Below are 19,858 nucleotides of genomic sequence, written 5' to 3'. Positions count from 1 at the left end.
CATCCCGGGCCGTCCGCCCGCGCGGGCCGGCGCGGCGCCGTTCCGCCCCCGCCCGCGCGGGCCTGCCGCCCCCGGGTCGCGATCCCGTATAATCGATCGTTTCAGAAACCAGCCGCCGTGCGCCCGATCCCCCGGCGCACGGCGCCGATAGCCACAGAGCCAGTCTGGCAGGACCGTTCCCGCACGCTATGAAAGCCGCCGAAATCCGCGAGAAATTCCTCAAGTTCTTCGAATCGAAGGGTCATACGATCGTCCGTTCGTCGAGCCTCGTCCCGGGCAACGACCCGACCCTGCTGTTCACCAATTCGGGCATGGTGCAGTTCAAGGACGTGTTCCTCGGCACCGAATCGCGTCCGTACTCGCGCGCGACCACCTCGCAGCGCAGCGTGCGCGCGGGCGGCAAGCACAACGATCTCGAGAACGTCGGCTACACCGCGCGCCATCACACCTTCTTCGAGATGCTGGGCAACTTCTCGTTCGGCGACTACTTCAAGAAGGACGCGATCCACTACGGCTGGGAGCTGCTGACGAGCGTCTACGGCCTGCCCAAGGAAAAGCTGTGGGTCACCGTCTACCACGACGATGACGAGGCCTACGACATCTGGGCCAAGGAAGTGGGCGTGCCGGCCGAGCGCATCATCCGCATCGGCGACAACAAGGGCGCGCGCTACGCCTCGGACAACTTCTGGCAGATGGGCGACACCGGCCCCTGCGGCCCCTGCTCGGAAATCTTCTACGACCACGGCCCGGACGTCTGGGGCGGCCCGCCGGGATCCCCCGAGGAAGACGGCGACCGCTACATCGAGATCTGGAATCTCGTGTTCATGCAGTTCAACCGCGACGCGCAAGGCAACATGACGCGCCTGCCGAAGCCGTCGATCGACACCGGCATGGGCCTGGAGCGGATCGCGGCGGTGCTGCAGCACGTGCACAGCAACTACGAGATCGACCTGTTCCAGAACCTGATCAAGGCCGCCGCGCGCGAGACGGGCGTGGCCGACCTGACGAACAACTCGCTGAAGGTGATCGCCGATCACATCCGCGCCTGCTCGTTCCTGATCGTCGACGGCGTGATCCCGGGCAACGAGGGCCGCGGCTACGTGCTGCGCCGCATCGTGCGCCGCGCGATCCGCCACGGCTACAAGCTGGGCCGCAAGGGCGCCTTCTTCCACAAGCTGGTGGCCGACCTGGTGGCCGAGATGGGCGGCGCCTATCCGGAACTGAAGGAAGCCGAAGGCCGCGTGACCGACGTGCTGCGCCAGGAAGAGGAGCGCTTCCTCGAGACCATCGAGCACGGCATGACGATCCTCGACGCGGCGCTGGCCGAGCTCGACGCCAAGGGCGCCAAGCAGCTCGACGGCGAACTGGCGTTCAAGCTGCACGACACGTATGGTTTCCCGCTGGACCTGACGGCCGACGTCTGCCGCGAGCGCGGCATGACGGTCGACGAGCCGGCCTTCGACGACGCCATGGCGCGCCAGCGCGAGCAGGCGCGCGCGGCCGGCAAGTTCAAGGCCACCCAGGGCCTCGAATACTCGGGCGCCAAGACTACCTTCCACGGCTACGAGGACATCGCCTTCGACGACGCCAAGATCGTCGCGCTCTACGTGGGCGGCACGGCCGTCCAGCAGGCGCAGGCCGGCGAGCAGGCGGTGGTGGTGCTGGACCACACGCCGTTCTACGCGGAATCGGGCGGCCAGGTCGGCGACCAGGGCGTGCTGGCTAATGCCGCCACGCGTTTCGCGGTCGAGGACACGCTGAAGGTGCAGGCCGACGTGATCGGCCATCACGGCACGGTCGAGCAGGGCACGCTGAAGGTGGGCGACACGCTGCGCGCCGAGATCGACGCCGCGCGCCGCGCCCGCACCGAGCGCAACCACTCGGTCACCCACCTGATGCACAAGGCGCTGCGCGAGGTGCTGGGCAGCCACGTGCAGCAGAAGGGCTCGCTGGTCGACGCCGACAAGACGCGTTTCGACTTCGCGCACAACGCGCCGATGAGCGACGACGAGATCCGCCGTGTCGAGGCGATCGTCAACGCCGAGATCCTCGCCAACGCGCCGGGCATCGTGAGCAACATGTCCTACGACGACGCGGTGAAGGGCGGCGCGATGGCGCTGTTCGGCGAGAAGTACGGCGACGAGGTGCGCGTGCTCGACCTGGGCTTCTCGCGCGAACTCTGCGGCGGCACCCACGTGCGTCGCACCGGCGACATCGGCTTCTTCAAGATCGTGATGGAAGGCGGCGTGGCCGCCGGCATCCGCCGCGTCGAGGCGATCACCGGCGACAACGCCCTGCGCTACGTGCAGGAGCTCGACGCGCGCCTGAACACGGCCGCCTCGATGCTCAAGGCGCAGCCGGCGGAACTGACCCAGCGCATCGGCCAGGTGCAGGACCAGGTCAAGTCGCTCGAGAAGGAGCTGGCCGCGCTGAAGTCGAAGCTGGCCTCCAGCCAGGGCGACGAGCTCGCGCAGCAGGCGGTCGACGTCAAGGGCGTGCAGGTGCTGGCCGCCACGCTGGACGGCGCCGATTCGAAGACGCTGCGCGAAACCGTCGACAAGCTCAAGGACAAGCTCAAGCACGCGGCCGTGGTGCTGGCTGCGGTGGAAGGCGGCAAGGTCAGCCTGATCGCCGGCGTGACGGCCGAGGCGAGCAAGCAGGTCAAGGCCGGCGAACTCGTCAACTTCGTGGCCCAGCAGGTGGGCGGCAAGGGCGGCGGCCGGCCGGACATGGCCCAGGCCGGCGGCACCGAGCCGGCGAACCTGCCGGCCGCGCTGGCGGGCGTGCAGGCCTGGGTGGCCTCGAAGCTCTGAGTTTCAGCTTGGGCGCGGCCGGTTTCGGCGGCCGAAGCCTGAACGACAAAGCCGCGAACCGTGAGGTTCGCGGCTTTTTTCAAGGGCGCGCGATCTTCAACCCGCCTCCCAAGGCGCTGCCGTCCAGTTCTCCGAGAACACCGGCAACCCGTTCGCCCGGCGTTCCTGCACCAGCTCGATCAGGGCCCTCAACCGCGCCGGCACGAAGCGCCGCCCCGGGTAATACAGCCGCAAGCCGCCGAACGGCTGGCACCAGTCGTCCAGCACCGGCACCAGCGCGCCGCGCGCGAGATCCTCGCTGACGAACCAGTCGGTCAGGAAGCCCAGCCCGAGCCCGGCCAGCGTGGCCTGGCGGATCGCGCGCGAGTCGCTGAACACCAGCCGCATCGGCAGGTTGGCGACGAACTTCTGGCCCGCGCGCTCCAGCTCCCAGTGATAGATGCCGCGCCCCAGCCGCATGCTGATCAACTGGTGGTCGACCAGCTCGGCCGGCTCGCGCGGCGTGCCGTGGCGCGCCAGGTAGCCGGGCGTGGCGACCACCCGCATGCGGATCTCGTCGGTCAGCGGCACCGCGATCATGTCCTGCGGCACCGATTCGGCCAGCCGGATCCCCGCGTCGAAGCCGTCGGCGACGATATCGATCAGCCGCAGGTCGCTGACCACGTCGACGCGCACCTGCGGATAACGGTTCAGATACTCGGCCAGCAGCGGCTGCACCAGCATGGTGGCGGTTTCGGGCGGGGCGTTCAGGCGCAGCGTGCCGCTCGGCACATCGGGCCCGGTGCCGGCTTCCTCGTCGGCGCGGCGGATCTCGGCCAGCGCCGGCGCGACGCGCTCCACGTAGCGCTGGCCGGCATCGGTCAGCGCCACGCTGCGCGTCGAGCGGTTGAACAGGCGCACCTTCAGGCGCGCCTCGAGCCCGGCCACCGCCGCGCTGACGGCCGTGGTCGACATCCCCAGCTCGCGCGAGGCGGCGCGGAAGCTGGCGAGGCGGGCCACGGCCAGCACCACCTCGAGTTCGGTCAGGCCGGTGCGATGCATCGATCGTCCTTTTTTTCGGGATAACCCATGCATGATAGGACGGCTTATCGGAATAGTCCCGAATCCCTACACTCGACTCCATGCAAGACGACGCCGCCCCGGCGTCGCCCAACCGGACGGAGAAGGCAGATGCAAAGGATCGAGCACAGCTACATCGATGGCGAATTCGTGGTGCCCCACGGCGAGGAATGGTTCGACCTGGTCGACCCGAGCAGCGGGCAGGTGAACGGGCAACTGCGCCTCGGCGACGAGGAGGACGCGCGCCGCGCGATCGCCGCGGCCGCCGCGGCCTTCCCGGCCTGGTCGCGCACCACGCGGCAGGAACGGCTGGCCGCGCTGCGCCGCATCCACACGCAACTGGTGGCGCGCGAGGACGAACTGCTGGAGGCGGTGGTCGGCGAATACGGCGCGCCCTCGTCGCGGGCGCGCTGGATGGCCCAGTACCCGGCGCAGACGGTCCAGCAGGCGATCGAGACGCTGGAGGCCTATCCGTTCGAGGAGCAGGCCGGCGCGGCGCGCGTGGTGATGACGCCGGTGGGCGTGGCCGCGCTGATCACGCCCTGGAACAGCAATGCTGGTTTCATCTGCAACAAGCTCGCCACCGCGCTGGCGGCCGGCTGCACGGCGGTGATCAAGCCCAGCGAGATGAGCGGCTGGCAGACCCGCATCGTGATCGAGGCGTTGCACGCGGCCGAGTTGCCGGCGGGCGTGTTCAACATCGTCAACGGTCGCGGCGAGGTGGTCGGCGAGACCTTCGCGCGCGATCCGCGCGTCGCCAAGATCTCCTTCACGGGTTCGTCGGCGGTCGGCCAGCACCTGGTGGAGGCCGGCGCGGAAGGCATGAAGCGCGTCACGCTGGAGCTGGGCGGCAAGTCGCCCACCATCGTGCTCGACGATGCCGATTTCGCCGAGGCGATGCCGCTGGTGCTGCAGGCCGGATTCATGAACAGCGGCCAGGCCTGCGTGGCCGGCACGCGGATCCTGGTGCCGCGCGCGCGGCTCGCCGAGTTCGAGCAACTGGCCGCGGCGGCCGTGGCGGGCATCAAGTCGGGCAACCCGCACGAGGCCGATACCGAGATCGGGCCGATGGTGAGCCGCAAGCAATGGGAGCGCGTGCAGGGCTACATCAGGCTCGGCGGCGAGGAGGGCGCGCGCCTGCTGGCGGGCGGCGAGGGTCGCCCCGACGGGCTGGAGGCGGGCTGGTACGTGAAGCCGACGCTGTTCTCGGGCGTGAGCAACGCGATGCGCATCGCGCGCGAGGAGATCTTCGGGCCGGTGCTGTCGATCATCGCCTACGAGGACGAGGAGGACGCGATCGCGATCGCCAACGACACGCGCTACGGCCTGAGCGCCCTGGTGCTCGGCAAGGACCGCGAACGCTGCGAGCGGGTGGCGCTGCGCATCGACTCGGGCCGGGTGCTGGTCAACACGCTGAACCACGAGCCGCGCGCGCCGTTCGGCGGCTTCAAGCATTCGGGGCTCGGCCGCGAAATGGGTAAATGGGGGATCGCCGCCTACCTGGAGCCGAAGACGCTGCTGGTGGGGTGAGCTCGAGGCTGAAGCTCGCGGCCGGTCGATCCGGCCGCGAATAGCGGGAACGACCGAAGTGGAAACGGCGGCGGGGCATCGAGCCCCGTCGCCGTTTTTGTCATGGCGCGATCGTCACGCGATAGCGCGTGTCCTGCCGATAGACCTGGCCGGGGCGCAGCACCACGGCCTCGGCCCGCGGCGAGTTGATCTGGTCCGGGAACGCGCCGGCTTCGAGGCACAGCGCGCCGTGCCGCGCGAACGCGCCCGACAGCCCGTTGCCGGTGTAGAGCTGCAAACCCGGCTGGTCGGTCAGCACGCTCAGCTCGCGGCCGCTGCCGGGTTCGTAGACGCGCGCCACCTCGCGCACGCGCGGCGCGCCCTGCTCGTCGGTCTCGGCGGGGCGCAGCACGAAGCAGTGATCGAAGCCGCCCGCCAGCGCGAGCTGCGCATGCGGCCAGCCGAGCCGCGCGCCGAGCGGCGCGGCGTGGCGGAAATCGAAGGCGGTGCCTGCCACGCCGGCCTCGCGCTGCGGGATCAGGCGCGCATCGACTTCCAGGTAGCGATCGGCGTCGATGCTCAGCACATGCCCGCCGATATCGCCGTGCGGCCGCCCGCTCAGGTTGAAATAGGGATGGCTGGTCAGCGAGATCGGGGTGGGCGCGTCGGCGCGCGCCTCGTAGCCGATCGACAGCGTGCCGTGGTCGTCGAGCGCGTAGCGCACGCGCACTTCCAGGTTGCCGGGAAAGCCGCCTTCGCCTTCCGGCGAGGCGAGCCGCATCAGCAGCGCATCCTCCCGCGGCTCGGCCTCCCACAAGGCCCGATGAAAGCCGCCGAAGCCGCCATGCAGGCATTGCGCGCCATCGTTGCGGTCGAGCGGGTAGTCGATCCCGTCGAGCGAGAAACGCGCCTCGGCGATGCGGTTCGCATAGCGCCCCACCAGCGCGCCGAAATAGGCGTTCGCGGCCAGGTAGTCGGCCGGCGTGTCGTGCCTGAGCAGGATCTCGCCGAGCCGGCCGGCGCGGTCGGGCGCCTGCCAGGACACCAGGGTGGCGCCCAGCTCGCTGATCGCCACGCGCATGCCGTGCGCGTTGCGCAGCGTAAACAGGCGCACCGCGTCCCCGCCGGGCAGCCGGCCCCAGGGGCGTTCCGTCAGGCCACGCGCATCCGGCGCATAGGCTCGTTGCGATTCGATCGCGCTCAAGCATGACCTCCCGTCATGGTGCGTTCCTGGTATTCGCGCGGCGTGCAGTCGAGTTCGCGACGAAACACGGCGTACATGTATTGCGGCGAGGTGAAGCCGCAGCGTACCGCCACCTCGGCGGTGGCCAGCTCGCGCGTGGCCAGCAGTTGCTTGGCCGCGTCGAGCTTGTGGCGCAGGATCTCCTGGTGCACGGTGCAGCGCAGCTCGCGGCGGAAATGCTCCTCCAGCGAGGAGCGCGACACGCCCACGTAGTCGGCCACCTGCTCGGTGCGGATGCCCTGGCAGGCGTACTGGCGGATGAAGTGGCGCGCGCGCATCACGTAGGGGCTGGCCAGCGGCTGGTGGCGCGTCGAGGCCAGCACGTTGATGCCGACCGGCGGCACCAGGATCTGCCGGCCGCCGAAGCGCGCGCCGCCGAGCATCTGGTGCAGCAGGTGGGCGGCGGTGCGGCCCATCTCCACCGTGCCCTGGATCACCGAGGACAGCGGGATGCGGCTGAGCGTGCGCGTGAGCGGATCGTTGTCGATGCCGATGATGGCGATCTCCTCGGGCACCGCCAGCCCGGCCGCCACGCAGGCCTGCAGCAGGTGCCGCGCGCGCGCGTCGGTCACCGCGATCACGCCGACCGGCTTGGGCAGCGCGCGCAGCCAGTCGGTCAACTGGCGCGTGGCGTGATGCCAGGTCGGCGCGCTGGTCGACAGGCCGCGATAGATCTCGGCCTCGATCGGCACGTCGGGCACGTCGTGGCGGCGCAGCCGCGTGTAGACCAGCTCGCGCTGCTGGGCCCAGCGGTTCTCGTCGGCGGGCGGCAGGCTGTACATCGCGAAATGCTCCAGCCCGGCCTCGATCAGGTGCGTGTAGGCCAGCCCCACCAGCTGGCCGTTGTCGGTCGCCACGTAGGGCAGGCTGGGCGGGTAGTGCGCCGCGTCCTCGTAGGACGAGCCCACCGCCACCACCGGCAGGCGGCAGCCGCGCAGCGCCGCGTCCACGGCGGGGTCGTCGAAGTCGGCGATGATGCCGTCGCCGTCGAAGCGCTCGATGCCCTGCACGCGGCAGCGGAAATCGTCCTCGAGGAACAGGTCCCAGCTCACCCGCGTGGAGCGCATGTAGTCGCCGATCCCGGTGATCAGCTCGCGGTCGTACACCTTGTTCGCATTGAACAGCAGCGCGATGCGATGTGCGCGCGCCGGTTGCGGCGAATCGGACGAAGCACGTTGCATGGTCGGTTCGTGTCTCGCGAGGCGTCGTTATGCATCTGGCCGCGGACCTGGGCACGGCTCGCGCGACGCGGCGGGCGCCTCTTGCCCGCGGCCCGCTCATTCTAGTGGCAAGCGGCGGCGCCGGCCGGGCCTTCTCGCGCGGCCCGGCAAGAAATGTTAGGGCGCTTGGGCAATTTCGTAATTGCCGCTGCGCCGCGCCCGCATGCACCATGCCGCTTGTCCTCGGGCCGGGCCGGCCCCGCCGGTGCGCAGCCCGCCCCGCGCGGGCGCTTCGTGCGCCGCAGCATCGAGCGACGCCAGGCGTGAAGACGCCCTACAAGAACCAGACCGAAATGGAGACAGACATGCCCCTGAATCGCCGTCGTTCCGTTCTCGCTTCACTCGTTTCCGGCGCCGTGCTGGCCGGCCTGACGCTGATGGCGCCGCTGGCGCACGCCAGCAAGGATCACCCCGAAATAGGCTTCTGCATCGACGACCTGCGCGTCGAGCGCTGGTCGCGCGATCGCGACTACTTCGTGGCGGCCGCCGAGAAGCTCGGCGCGAAGGTATCGGTGCAGTCGGCCGACGCCAGCGAGGAGCGCCAGATCTCGCAGATCGAGAACCTGATCTCGCGCGGCGTGGACGTGATCGTGATCGTGCCGTTCAACTCGAAGGCGCTGACCAACGTGGTGGCCGAGGCGAAGAAGGCCGGCATCAAGGTGGTGTCCTACGACCGCCTGATCCTCGACGCGGACGTGGACGCCTACATCTCCTTCGATAACGAAAAGGTCGGCGAGCTGCAGGCGCAGGGCGTCCTCAAGGTCAGGCCGAAGGGCCGCTACTTCCTGCTCGGCGGCGCGCCCACCGACAACAACGCGAAGATGCTGCGCCAGGGGCAGATGACGGTGCTCAAGCCCGCCATCGACCGCGGCGACGTCCAGGTGGTGGGCCAGCAATGGGTGCCGGAATGGAGCGCCTCGACCGCGCTCGGCATCATGGAGAACGCGCTGACCGCCAACAACAACCGCATCGACGCGGTGGTGGCCTCCAACGACGGCACCGCCGGCGGCGCGATCCAGGCGCTGGCCGCCCAGCACCTGGCCGGCAAGGTGCCGGTCTCGGGCCAGGATGCCGACCTGGCCGCCGTCAAGCGGCTGGTGGCCGGCACCCAGACCATGACCGTCTACAAGCCGCTCAAGCTGATCGCGAGCGAGGCCGCCAAGCTGGCGGTGACGCTGGCCCAGGGCGGCAAGCCGGCCTACAACGCGCAGTACGACAACGGCCGCAAGAAGGTCGACACGGTGCTGCTGCAGCCCACCTTGCTGACGAAGGACAACGTTGACGTGGTCGTCAAGGACGGCTTCTACACCCAGGCGCAGATCGGCGCGCAGTAAGCGCCAGGCAACCAGACCGAAGAGGACGACGCATGTCGGAACCCCTGCTGGAAATGCGCGGCATCGTGAAGAGCTTCGGCGGCGTGAAGGCGCTCGACGGCATCGACCTGGTGGTGCGCCCGGGCGAATGCGTCGGCTTGTGCGGCGAGAACGGCGCCGGCAAGTCGACGCTGATGAAGGTGCTCTCGGGCGTCTACCCGAGCGGCACCTGGGACGGCGAGATCCGCTGGGAAGGCAAGCCGCTCAACGCCGCCGGGATTCGCGACACCGAGCGCGCCGGCATCGTGATCATCCACCAGGAGCTGATGCTGGTGCCCGAGCTGTCGGTGGCCGAGAACCTGTTCCTCGGCAACGAGATCACGCTGCCGGGCGGGCGCATGCACTACGCGGCCATGTACCGGCGCGCCGACGAGCTGCTGGCCGGGCTCGGCATCGAGGGCATCAACGTGGCGCTGCCGGTGATGCATTACGGCGGCGGCCACCAGCAGCTGATCGAGATCGCCAAGGCGCTCAACAAGCGCGCGCGGCTGCTGATCCTCGACGAGCCTTCGTCCTCGCTGACGGCGGCCGAGACGCGTATCCTGCTCGACATCGTGCGCGACCTGAAGGCGCGCGGCATCGCCTGCGTCTACATCTCGCACAAGCTCGACGAGGTCGAGGCCGTGTGCGACACGATCACCGTGATCCGCGACGGCCGCCACGTCTCGACCCAGCCGATGCGCACGCTGTCGACCGATCGCATCATCGCGCAGATGGTGGGCCGCGAGATCGCCAACCTGTTCCCGCGCGAGCCGCATCCGATCGGCGAGGTGGTGCTGGAGGCGCGCGAGGTCACCTGCCTGGATGTCAACAACCCGCGCCGCAAGCGCGTCGATTCGGTGTCCTTCTCGGTGCGGCGCGGCGAGATCCTCGGCGTGGCGGGGCTGGTCGGCGCCGGGCGCACCGAGCTGATGCAGGCGATCTTCGGCTGCTACCCGGGCGCGAGCCAGGCCGAGCTGCGCCTGGACGGCAAGCCGCTCAGGATCCGCGCGCCGCTCGACGCGATCCGCGCCGGCATCGCGATGGTGCCCGAGGACCGCAAGCGCCACGGCATCGTCCCGCAGCTGAGCGTGGGCCACAACATCACGCTGGCCGTGCTGCAGCGCTACGCGCGCTTCGGCCGGATCGACGCGGCCGCCGAGCACGACGCGATCCGCGTCGAGATGCAGCGCCTGTCGGTGCGCGCGGCGCACCCGATGCTGTCGATCGCGAGCCTGTCGGGCGGCAACCAGCAGAAGGCCGTGCTCACGCGCATGCTGCTCACCGAGCCGCGCGTGCTGATTCTCGACGAGCCCACGCGTGGCGTCGACGTCGGCGCCAAGTACGAGATCTACAAGCTGATCGGCGAACTCGCCAGGCGCGGCATGGCGATCGTGATGGTCTCCTCCGAGCTGCCCGAGGTGCTGGGCATTTCCGATCGCGTGCTGGTGATCGGCGACGGCGAGCTGCGCGGCGATTTCCCCAACGAGGGCCTGACGCAGGAGCAGATCCTCAGCGCGGCGATCCGGCCCGCGCGCTCTTCCACGACTTCGACCGAGGCAAGCCCCGCATGACACCCGAGACGATTTCCCAGGCCGCCGAGCAGACCGGCCGCGCGGCCGGCGCGAGCGGCTCCGCGCAGCAGTTGCGGCGCCTGTTCGCGCGCTACAAGATCCTCGCGCTGCTGGTGGCGGTGGCGGCGATCTGGCTGCTGTTCTCGATCCTCACGCACGGCGCCTTCATCACGCCGCGCAACCTCTCCAACCTGCTGCGGCAGATGTCGATCACCGGCATGCTGGCCTGCGGGATGGTGTTCGTGATCATCGCCGGCGAGATCGACCTGTCGGTGGGCTCGCTGCTGGGCCTGCTCGGCGGCGTGGCGGCGATTCTCGACCAGGTGCTGGGCTGGCCGGTGGCGGCCACCGTGCCCACCGTGATGGCGCTGGGCGTGGCGATCGGCCTGTTCAACGGCTGGTGGTCCACCTATCGCGGCGTGCCCTCGTTCATCGTCGGGCTGGGCGGCATGCTGGCCTATCGCGGCATCCTGCTGGGCCTCACGCACGGCTCGACCATCGCGCCCGTGTCGGACGGTTTTGTCGCGATCGGGCAGGCCTACCTGCCGCCGCGCATCGGCGACGCGCTGGCGGTGCTGATCTTCGCGCTGCTGGTGTTCGTCGCGATCCGCCAGCGCGGCGCGCGGCGCCGCTACCAGCTGGCGGTGCCGCCGCTCTGGCAGGACGTCGCCAAGCTGGTGGCCGCCGGGCTGATCATCGCCGCCTTCGTGGCCACGCTCGACGGCTACGGCGGCATCCCCGTGCCGGTGCTGATCGTGCTGGCCCTGCTCGGCGCGTTCTCCTGGATCGCCACCCAGACCGTGTTCGGCCGGCGCATCTACTCGGTCGGCTCGAACCTGGAGGCCACGCGCCTGTCGGGCATCAACACCGATCGCGTCAAGCTGGCGATCTTCGCGCTGATGGGGCTGATGTGCGCCTTCGCCGGCATCGTCAACACCGCGCGGCTGGCGGCGGGCTCGCCCTCGGCCGGCAACATGGGCGAGCTCGACGCGATCGCGGCCTGCTTCATCGGCGGCACCTCGATGCGCGGCGGCGCGGGCACCGTGCACGGCGCGCTGATCGGCGCGCTGGTGATGGCCAGCCTCGACAACGGCATGTCGATGCTCGACGTCGACGCCTACTGGCAGATGATCGTCAAGGGCTCGATCCTGGTGCTGGCGGTGTGGATCGACGTGATGTCGCGCGCCGGGCGCCGCTGAGCGGGCCGCCGCAAGCCTTTCCTTTCTTATCAACGTTTTCCTGACCGCTTTTCCGGAACATCCATGACCCATGCCATCTATCCGAGCCTGGCCGGCCGCCATGTCCTCGTCACCGGCGGCGGCAGCGGCATCGGCGCGGCCATCGTCGCGGCCTTCGTCGCGCAGGGCGCGCGCGTGAGCTTCGTCGACGTCGCGCGCGAGGCCTCCGAGGCGTTCGCGGCCTCGCTCGCCGGCGCCGCGCATCCGCCCGTGTTCCGCCATTGCGACCTGCGCGACATCGAGGCGCTGAACGCGGCCTTCGCCGCGATCGAGGCCGAGGCGGGGCCCGTCGAGGTGCTCGTCAACAATGCCGCCAACGACGATCGCCACGAGATCGGCGTGGTGAGCGCCGACTACTGGGACCGCCGCATGGAGGTGAACCTGCGCCACCAGTTCTTCTGCGCGCAGGCGGTGCTGCCGGGCATGAAGCGGCTCGGGCGCGGCGTGATCCTCAATCTCGGCTCGATCTCCTGGCATATCGCCGAGCGCGGGCTGTCGATCTACATGACCGCCAAGGCCGGCATCGAGGGGCTCACGCGGGGGCTGGCGCGCGACCTCGGCGAGTTCGGCATCCGCGTGAACTGCATCGTGCCCGGCGCGGTGAGGACGCCGCGCCAGATGCAGCTGTGGCAGTCGCCCGAGAGCGAGGCGCGGCTGGTGGATGCGCAGTGCCTGCACCTGCGCGTGGAGCCGGAGCACGTGGCGAGCATGGCGCTGTTTCTCGCCTCCGACGACGCGGCGCGCTGCACGGCGCGCGAGTATTACGTCGATGCGGGGTGGTTCGGCGGTTGAGCGGGGCGGGTTTCGTTTCGTCTTGACGACGCGCGGGAGGCGGCGCCGCGTTCAGGCCGCCGCCGCGCTCGCCCGCTTGCGCCTCGCGCGGCCGGGCTTGCCGGCGACAGCCTCGCGGGTTGCCGGCGCCCGGGCCTGGTCGTCGATCCCGCCGGCCTGCGCGAGCAGCGCGTCGCGCAGCGCCAGCAAGGCGGCCGAGCCGTGGCCGCGCCGCCATACCAGCAAGGTGTCGACGGGCGCGATGTCGACCACCGCGTGGATCGACATCGCCGCCGCCATCGGCGAGCCGTCCAGCACGTTGCGCGGCGCGATCGCCACCCCCGCGCCGGCCGCCACGCAGGCCAGGATCGCGTGGTAGGAACCCAGTTCGAGCACACGCGAGGGCTGGCATTCGGCGGCCGCGTACCAGCGCTCGACATAACCGCGATAGGCGCAGCCGCGCTCGAACGCCACCAGGGTCGGCACGCGCAGGTCGTGCGCGGTGACGATGCGCGGATGGCCGCGCGGCGCGATCAGCGCCAGCGGCTCGTGATAGACGCTCACCTGCTCGAACACGGCCGGGTCGAGCAGCTCGGGTTGCGGCGGCGTGGCGAGCAGGGCGGCGTCGAGCTCGAAATCGCGGACCTGCTCGATCAATCGCCGGGTCACGCCCGTCACCAATTCCAGGCCGACCTCGGGCCAGCGCTGGTGATAACGCGCGAGCACCTCGGGCAGGCGCGCCGCGGCCGTGCTCTCCATGGTGCCGAGCCGCAGCCGTCCGTGAGGATGGTCCTCGCGTACCGCGTGCCGCGCCTCGTCGGCCAGCGCCAGCAGGCGCTCGGCATAGGGCAGCAGGGTCTCGCCGGCCGGGGTCAGCACCAGGCGGCGGCCGTCGCGCGCGAACAGCGCGGTGCCGAGCGCCGCCTCCAACTGGCGGATGCGCGTGGTCACGTTCGACTGCACGCGGTTGAGCTTGGCCGCCGCGCGCGTGACGCCGTTTTCGCGCACCACGGCGCGGAAGATCGCCAATGCCGCCAGATCCATGATTCTCTCCTGGAGAACAATTGCTTCTCGATTATTCATTTTCCGAGATTGAGCGGGCAGGCTAGCATGAAATGACGCGTCGGATGGCCGGCGCGCCCTTTCGCCGACCCGGAGCCGCATGACTCGCCCGCTTGCCCCGCCAGCCTCGTCTTCCTTCGATTCGACTGTTTCGGCCGCTTCGCTTACTTCGGCCGCTTCGAGCGCCTCGAGCGCTTCGGGCGCCACGGCCGGCTCCACGGCAAGCAACCCGGCCGCCGCGCGCGGTCCCGGCCCGCTGCGCATCGCGCTGGCCTGCGCCGCCGTGCTGGCCGTCGCGCTCGGCGTGGGCCGCTTCGCCTTCACGCCCTTGCTGCCCTTGATGCTGGCGCAGGGTGCGCTCGACATCCGCCACGGCGGCTGGCTGGCCTCGGTGAACTACGCCGGTTATTTCGTCGGCGCCCTGAGCTGCGCGGCGATCCGGATCGACGAGACGCGCATGGTGCGCGGCGGCCTGCTGGCCACGATCGCGCTGACCGCCGCGATGGGCCTGCTGCCCGGCTTCGCGTTCTGGCTGCCGGTGCGTTTCCTGGCTGGCGTGGTGAGCGCCTGGACCTTCGTGTTCGCCGCGCAATGGGGGATGCGCCGGCTCGCCGAGCAGGACGCGCTGCAATGGGGCGGGGTGATCTTCACCGGAGCGGGCTTCGGCATCGTGGTGACGGGCCTGGTCGGTGCCACCCTGGCCGGCCGGCGCGCCGAGCCCGGCTGGCTCGGCTTCGCCTTGCTCGCGGTGCTGCTGGCGGCGCCGATCTGGCGCATGTTCGCGCCGAGGGCGGGGGAGCGGGCGAGGGCAGGGACGATGTGGCGGCCCGCGTCTTCCGGCCGGCCGGGCCTGCATGCCGCGGCACGTCGCGATGCGCGCCGGCTGGTGCTGCTCTACGGCGCGCCCGGTTTCGGCTACATCATCACGGCCACCTTCCTGCCGGTGATCGCGCGCGGCGCGCTGCCGATCGGCTCGCCCTGGCCCGATCGCTTCTGGCCGATGTTCGGCGCGGCGCAGATGCTGGGCGCGGTGTTCGGCTCGCGGCTGCCCGCGCGCTGGGACAATCGCCTGTTGCTGGCCTTGTGCTACGCGCTGCAGGCGCTGGCGATCGTGCTCGGCATCGTCTGGCCGAGCGCGGCCGGATTCGCCCTGGGCAGCGCGCTGCTGGGCCTGCCGTTCACGGCGATCACACTGTTCGCGATGCGCGAGGCACGCCGCCTGCACGGCGACGACGCGGCCGGCCTGATGGGTTACGCCACGGCCTGCTACGGGCTCGGGCAGATCGCCGGGCCGCTGGTCGCAGCGCCGGTGGTGGCACGCGCCGGCTCGTTTTCGCCGGCGCTGTGGATCGCGGTAGCGGTGCTGCTGGCGGGAGCGACCGGTTTCGCGGCCTGGGGGCTGGCGGCACGCGGCCGGGCGGTCGAGCGGGGCGGGCAGGGCGCTTGATGCGGCAGGATCGGCAGGAGCAGCAAAGGCCGGCGGCGGCGCGGCCGGGACAATCGGGGCGACTCGCTGCCGCTCGCGTTCCGGAGCCGCTGGCGAGACCGGCGCGTGCCGGGCCGACGAGGCGGCTGCGCGGCCCTTCGGCCAGGGCGAACCGGCGGCCGATGCGCAAGCGCCAAACTCGCTAGAATGAGCGCTTCGCCGATCCCTCGAACGACGGCGCGCCTGGCGGTTCAAGGCCGCGCCGCATGCGCTCCCCTCCGATGACCACTGCCGAGTACCGTTTCTGCCCGCGCTGCGCGAGCCCGCTCACGACCCGCGCCGATTCGCCCGAGGAGGGCGGCCGCACGCGCCAGGCCTGTCCCGACGTCGAATGCGGTTATGTCCACTGGAACAACCCCTTGCCGGTGGTGGCGGCGATCGTCGAGATCGACGGCAAGGTGCTGCTGGCGCGCAATGCCGCCTGGCCCGAAGGCATGTTCGCGCTGATCACCGGTTTCCTCGAGAACGGCGAGACGCCGGAAGAAGGGATCACGCGCGAGGTGCTGGAGGAAACCGCCTTGCGGGCCGACACGGTCGAGCTGGTGGGCGTCTATGAATTCATCCGCAAGAACGAGCTGATCATCGCCTATCACGTGCGCGCCTCGGGCGAGGTGCGGCTCTCGCCGGAGCTGCTCGAATACCGCCTGGTCGAGCCGCCGAAGCTGCGCCCCTGGCGCGCCGGCACCGGCTACGCGGTGGCGGACTGGATGCGCGCGCGCGGCCTCGAGGTGAGCTTCGTCGACCGGCCGGGGCAATAAACCAGCCGACCGAACCGGCGGCAAACATGCGAAGGCCGCGCGGGCATCGACCCGCGCGGCCTTCTTGCTTTCCTGTTTCCCGCGGCAGCGGCGGCGCCGCCGCTCAGCCGGCCGCGGCCGGCACCACGCGCACGGCCGTGCCGTAGCAGAGCACCTCGGTGATGCCCGAGCCGATCTCGGTGGCGTCGTAGCGCATGCCGATGATGGCGTTGGCGCCGAGCCCGGCGGCCTGGGCCAGCATCTTGTCGTAGGCTTCCTGCCGGGCGCGCTCGCACAGCGAGGTATAGAGCGAGATATTGCCGCCGAAGATCGTCTGGATCGCGGCGCCGAACGAGCCGACTATCGAGCGCGAGCGCACCACGATGCCGCGCGCGATGCCGAGCGAGGCCTCGATGCGCTGGCCGGGCAGTTCGAAGGCGGTGGTGATCAGGTGGGAAGCGGGCATGGAATCCTCGTCGCGTAGGTGGTCGATATCGCGAGATTGTCATCTCGATGTCAGGTTTCGACGAGCCCGGCCGGCGCGAATTCCCGGGACATCGTGTCTTTTCGTGTCGCCGCCCGGCTGGTCAGTACCCCGACGCTCCCATAGAATCGCCGGCATCGTCACGAATTCGAGCAAGCGAGCGAGACATGGATCCTTACTGGTTCCCGGCGAAAACCCATGGCTGGGGCTGGGGTGCGCCCGCCACCTGGCAGGGCTGGCTGGTCCTGCTGGCCTATGTCGCGCTGATGTCGGGCGCCGCCTTCGTCTACCCGCCCAAGCGCGGGCAGGGGCGCTTCCTGCTGGCGGTGCTGGTCCTGAGCGCGGTGTTTCTCGCCGTGGTCTGGGCCACCGGCGAGACGCCGCGCTGGCGCGCCTGAGCAAGCTTGCGATCATCCACCCAACGGAGCGCGTTTCCCATGAATCAACCCGCCGGCAAACCCGCGCCGCTCGGCCGCGAGGCCTACCGCCATTTCCTCGCCATCCCGACGCGCTGGATGGACAACGACGTCTATGGCCACGTCAACAATGTCGTCTACTACAGCTACTTCGACACGGTGGTCAACGACTACCTGATCGCGCGCGGCGTGCTCGATTTCGAGCGCGGCGAGACCATCGGCCTGGTGGTCGAGACGCAGTGCAACTACTACGCCTCGCTGTCCTTCCCGCAGCGCGTCGAGGCCGGCCTGCGCGTGGCGCGGCTGGGCAGCTCGAGCGTGCGCTACGAGATCGGCCTGTTCGCCGAGGGCGAGGCGGCGCCGGCCGCGCAGGGTCATTTCGTGCACGTCTACGTGGGCCGCGAGAGCCGGCGCCCGGTGCCGCTGCCCGAGGCGCTGCGCGCCGCGCTCGCGCCGCTGGCGCTCTGACGCGCGCGTGCAGTCCTTCCTGGTCAACCTGCTGACGGGCCTCGGTTACGGGCTCCTGCTGTTCATGCTGTCGGCGGGGCTGACGCTGATCTTCAGCCTGCTGGGCGTGCTCAATTTCGCGCATGCCAGCTTCTACCTGCTCGGCGCCTACTTCGGCGTGTTGTTGGCGGCGCGGCTCGATCCCTGGGCGGCCTTCGTGCTGGCGCCGCTGCTGGTGGGCGGGCTCGGCGCGCTGGTCGAGCGCCTGCTGCTGCGCCGCGTGCGCGCGCAAGGCCATCTCGGCGAGATGCTGCTGACCTTCGGGCTGGCCTACCTGATCGCCGAGGGCGCGAAGCTGGCCTGGGGCGCCGCGCCGCTCGCCGCCACGGTGCCGGCCGGGCTCGACGGCACCTGGTTCACGCTCTATGGCGCGGCCTTCCCGCGTTATCGCGGTTTCGCGATGCTGGTCTCGGTGGTCATGCTGCTGGCGCTGGGCCTGCTGCTGCGCGTCTCGCAGACGGGCCGCATCGTGCGCGCGGCGCTCACCCATCGCGCCGCGGTCGAGGCGCTCGGCCACGACGTGCCGCGTCTGACCACCCTGGTGTTCGCGGCCGGCACGGCGCTGGCCGCGCTGGCCGGGGCGATCGGCGCGCCGCTGACGGTGGTCGAGCCGTCGATGGCCGGCACGGTCGGCTCGGTGGTGTTCGCGGTGGTGGTGATCGGCGGGCTCGGCTCGCTGGGCGGAGCCTTTCTCGCCTCGCTGCTGGTGGGCTGCGCGCAGACCTTCGCGGTGGCCAGCACGGCCTCGCTCGGCAGCCTGGCCGACGCGCTGGGCGCGGCCTTGCCCGAGGCCTGGCGCGCGCTGAGCGTGGCCCAGTGCGCGCCGCTGGTGCCCTACCTGCTGCTGGTGGCGGTGCTGGTGAGCCGCGCGCGCGGCTTGTTCGGGGAGCGCGAGGATGCCTGAGGCGCGCCGCTCGCGCGAAGCGGCCGGCTGGCTCGCGCTGGTCGGCCTGCTGCTGTGCGGCGTGGCCGCGTGGCGCGCGCAGACGCTGATCGTCAGGCTGCAGGCGCTCGACGCGCAGACCGCGCGCATCGTCGAGCGCAACGAGCGGATCCTGCGCGCGGCGCAGCGCGTGCACCGCGAGCCGGTCGACGCCAAGCAGGCGGCGGCCGTCAACCTGGCGGTGGCGCGCCTGAACCTGCCCTGGGACGCGCTGCTCGATTCGATCGAAGCGGCCACCCCGGCGCAGATCGCGCTGATGAGCATTACCCCCGAGCCGGCGCGCGCGCTGATCCGCATCGAGGCCGAATGCGCGGGCAGCCAGGACCTGCTCGACTACCTGGCCGCGCTCGGCAGGCAGCCGCTGCTGGGCCGCGTGACGCTGACCCGGCACGAGCTCGTGAAGGACGGCATGGACCCGGTGCTGCGGTTCCAGGTCGAGGTGCAATGGCGGGGGAGCGGATCGTGAACCTGCAATCCCTCGCGCGCGGCCTGCTGCGGCTGCGCCTCGCGCTGGCGCGCTTCGGCACCGGCCCTTTGGCGGCCGGCGCGGCGCTGGTCTGCGCCGCGCTGCTGTGGCTCGGCGTGCTGCCCGGCATGGCCGCGCGCGTCGAGGACGAGACGCGCTCGGCGGCGCGCCTGGCCACGCTGCCGCCGCCCAAACCGGTGATCTCGGCGCCCGAGCTGGCCGCCGATCGGCTGGCCGGCTTCTATCGCGGGCTGGGCGATTCGGCGCACACCGGCGAGATCGTGATGCGCCTGTTCGAGGCCGCGGCCGCGGCCGGCGTCACGCTCGACAAGGCCGAGTACAAGCCGGGGCACGACACGCCCGGGCGCTTCGATACCTACACCATCGTGCTGCCGGTGAAGGGCGATTACGCGAAGCTGCGGCTGTTCAGCGAGAAGGTGCTGCTGGCCGTGCCCTACGCGGCGCTCGACGACATGCGCTTCAAGCGCGGCTCGGCCAACGATGCCGGCGTGGAGGCGAACCTGCGCTTCACGGCTTTCCTGCGACCGGTGACGATCGCGCCGCTGAGCGCATCGGAGGTGGCGGCGATCGAGGCGGCGGGAGCGGCTTCCGGTGCCTCGGCGACGGCGGTGGCCGGTGCGCCTGCGAGTGGGGTGGCGGCGGCAAGCGCGGCTTCGGCGAGCGGGGCGGCGGTCGCGGTTTCGGCGGTTGCGGCGAAGTCGGCGGCAGCGATGCCGCAAGCCGCGTCGACGATCGACACGACTCGGCGCGCGCTGGCATCCGGTGACGGTTTCGTGCCGCTGCCGACCTCGGGCGCGGTGAGCCCGCATCCGCTGGCGGTGGTGCCGGTGAATGCGCAGGCGCATGGCGAGGCGACGGCGGCCAAGCCGGTGAGCGCGGTGACGTCGGTGCCGAAGTCGCCGGTGACGCTGCCGGCGCTGGCGACGGCGAAGCCGGCCGCGGCGGCGCACGCAGCGA

The 19,858-nt window shown here is 70.8% G+C and carries 18 protein-coding genes; 13 read left to right on the top strand and 5 right to left on the bottom strand.

What is annotated here, in order from left to right; translation table 11 throughout:
• The first annotated feature begins 188 nt into the window (after window positions 1–188).
• On the top strand, window positions 189–2,813 hold the full coding sequence (gene alaS / locus F3J10_RS26315) for an alanine--tRNA ligase (RefSeq protein WP_025099794.1): 2,625 nt from the start codon (window positions 189–191) through the stop codon (window positions 2,811–2,813).
• A 96-nt stretch (window positions 2,814–2,909) separates the two neighbouring features.
• On the opposite strand, the gene F3J10_RS26310 is transcribed toward alaS, so the two are convergent.
• Window positions 2,910–3,854 (bottom strand): LysR family transcriptional regulator, encoded by a 945-nt coding sequence (locus F3J10_RS26310; protein WP_166914718.1) that lies wholly within the window; start codon window positions 3,852–3,854, stop codon window positions 2,910–2,912.
• 129 nt (window positions 3,855–3,983) lie between these two features.
• On the opposite strand from F3J10_RS26310, the gene F3J10_RS26305 reads away from it, so the two are divergent.
• On the top strand, window positions 3,984–5,402 hold the full coding sequence (locus tag F3J10_RS26305) for an aldehyde dehydrogenase family protein (protein ID WP_167243342.1): 1,419 nt from the start codon (window positions 3,984–3,986) through the stop codon (window positions 5,400–5,402).
• A gap of 100 nt (window positions 5,403–5,502) precedes the next feature.
• Here the strand turns inward: F3J10_RS26305 and F3J10_RS26300 are convergent, their stop codons facing one another.
• Together F3J10_RS26300 and F3J10_RS26295 are read right to left on the bottom strand one after the other, a co-directional pair.
• The gene (locus F3J10_RS26300; RefSeq protein ID WP_166914719.1) at window positions 5,503–6,585 is read right to left on the bottom strand and encodes an aldose epimerase family protein; all 1,083 of its coding nucleotides are present in this window, start codon (window positions 6,583–6,585) and stop codon (window positions 5,503–5,505) included.
• Entirely contained in the window at window positions 6,582–7,805 is a 1,224-nt protein-coding gene (locus tag F3J10_RS26295) for a DNA-binding transcriptional regulator (RefSeq protein WP_166914721.1), read from the bottom strand. Before F3J10_RS26295 ends, F3J10_RS26300 begins: the two co-directional genes overlap by 4 nt.
• A 344-nt stretch (window positions 7,806–8,149) precedes the next feature.
• On the opposite strand from F3J10_RS26295, the gene xylF reads away from it, so the two are divergent.
• The 4 genes from xylF (at window position 8,150) to F3J10_RS26275 (ending at window position 12,800) form a co-directional block, all read left to right on the top strand.
• Window positions 8,150–9,178: a D-xylose ABC transporter substrate-binding protein gene (gene xylF / locus F3J10_RS26290; RefSeq protein ID WP_167243341.1), complete on the top strand. Its 1,029-nt coding sequence runs from the start codon at window positions 8,150–8,152 to the stop codon at window positions 9,176–9,178.
• A 32-nt stretch (window positions 9,179–9,210) separates the two neighbouring features.
• Window positions 9,211–10,770, top strand: a complete 1,560-nt coding sequence (xylG, locus tag F3J10_RS26285; RefSeq protein WP_013697697.1) for a D-xylose ABC transporter ATP-binding protein — start codon at window positions 9,211–9,213, stop codon at window positions 10,768–10,770.
• On the top strand, window positions 10,767–11,969 hold the full coding sequence (locus F3J10_RS26280; RefSeq protein ID WP_103691153.1) for a sugar ABC transporter permease: 1,203 nt from the start codon (window positions 10,767–10,769) through the stop codon (window positions 11,967–11,969). Before xylG ends, F3J10_RS26280 begins: the two co-directional genes overlap by 4 nt.
• Before the next feature lie 63 nt (window positions 11,970–12,032).
• Window positions 12,033–12,800 carry an SDR family oxidoreductase gene (locus F3J10_RS26275; RefSeq protein ID WP_167243340.1) on the top strand — a complete coding sequence of 256 codons (768 nt, stop codon included), beginning with the start codon at window positions 12,033–12,035 and terminating at the stop codon, window positions 12,798–12,800.
• Between the two features lie 51 nt (window positions 12,801–12,851).
• On the opposite strand, the gene F3J10_RS26270 is transcribed toward F3J10_RS26275, so the two are convergent.
• Window positions 12,852–13,823 carry a LysR substrate-binding domain-containing protein gene (locus F3J10_RS26270; protein WP_167243339.1) on the bottom strand — a complete coding sequence of 324 codons (972 nt, stop codon included), beginning with the start codon at window positions 13,821–13,823 and terminating at the stop codon, window positions 12,852–12,854.
• Window positions 13,824–13,941: 118 nt separating this feature from the next.
• On the opposite strand from F3J10_RS26270, the gene F3J10_RS26265 reads away from it, so the two are divergent.
• Both F3J10_RS26265 and F3J10_RS26260 read left to right on the top strand, forming a co-directional pair.
• Window positions 13,942–15,288, top strand: a complete 1,347-nt coding sequence (locus F3J10_RS26265) for a YbfB/YjiJ family MFS transporter (RefSeq protein ID WP_167243338.1) — start codon at window positions 13,942–13,944, stop codon at window positions 15,286–15,288.
• A 260-nt stretch (window positions 15,289–15,548) separates the two neighbouring features.
• Window positions 15,549–16,085 carry an NUDIX domain-containing protein gene (locus F3J10_RS26260; RefSeq protein ID WP_167243337.1) on the top strand — a complete coding sequence of 179 codons (537 nt, stop codon included), beginning with the start codon at window positions 15,549–15,551 and terminating at the stop codon, window positions 16,083–16,085.
• A 103-nt stretch (window positions 16,086–16,188) separates the two neighbouring features.
• On the opposite strand, the gene F3J10_RS26255 is transcribed toward F3J10_RS26260, so the two are convergent.
• Window positions 16,189–16,530 carry a YbjQ family protein gene (locus tag F3J10_RS26255; protein ID WP_013697703.1) on the bottom strand — a complete coding sequence of 114 codons (342 nt, stop codon included), beginning with the start codon at window positions 16,528–16,530 and terminating at the stop codon, window positions 16,189–16,191.
• 185 nt (window positions 16,531–16,715) lie between these two features.
• Here F3J10_RS26255 and F3J10_RS26250 point away from each other — a divergent pair, with 185 nt between their 5' ends.
• The 5 genes from F3J10_RS26250 to F3J10_RS36025 all read left to right on the top strand — a co-directional run.
• Window positions 16,716–16,946: a hypothetical protein gene (locus tag F3J10_RS26250; protein ID WP_036051851.1), complete on the top strand. Its 231-nt coding sequence runs from the start codon at window positions 16,716–16,718 to the stop codon at window positions 16,944–16,946.
• Between the two features lie 39 nt (window positions 16,947–16,985).
• Entirely contained in the window at window positions 16,986–17,432 is a 447-nt protein-coding gene (locus tag F3J10_RS26245) for a thioesterase family protein (RefSeq protein ID WP_046575778.1), read from the top strand.
• Between the two features lie 7 nt (window positions 17,433–17,439).
• On the top strand, window positions 17,440–18,375 hold the full coding sequence (locus F3J10_RS26240; RefSeq protein ID WP_167243336.1) for a branched-chain amino acid ABC transporter permease: 936 nt from the start codon (window positions 17,440–17,442) through the stop codon (window positions 18,373–18,375).
• Complete coding sequence (locus tag F3J10_RS26235; RefSeq protein WP_205200483.1) at window positions 18,368–18,880, top strand: pilus assembly protein; 513 nt, start codon at window positions 18,368–18,370, stop codon at window positions 18,878–18,880. The genes F3J10_RS26240 and F3J10_RS26235 overlap by 8 nt, the downstream gene beginning before the upstream one ends.
• Window positions 18,877–19,858, top strand: a 982-nt coding sequence (locus tag F3J10_RS36025) for a hypothetical protein (RefSeq protein ID WP_205200481.1), incomplete at its 3' end; no start/stop codon positions are given. The genes F3J10_RS26235 and F3J10_RS36025, both read left to right, overlap by 4 nt.

Source organism: Burkholderia sp. Cy-637, assembly GCF_011753175.1.
Lineage (GTDB): Bacteria > Pseudomonadota > Gammaproteobacteria > Burkholderiales > Burkholderiaceae > Burkholderia > Burkholderia gladioli.
This window is presented reverse-complemented; position numbering and strand designations above follow the sequence as displayed.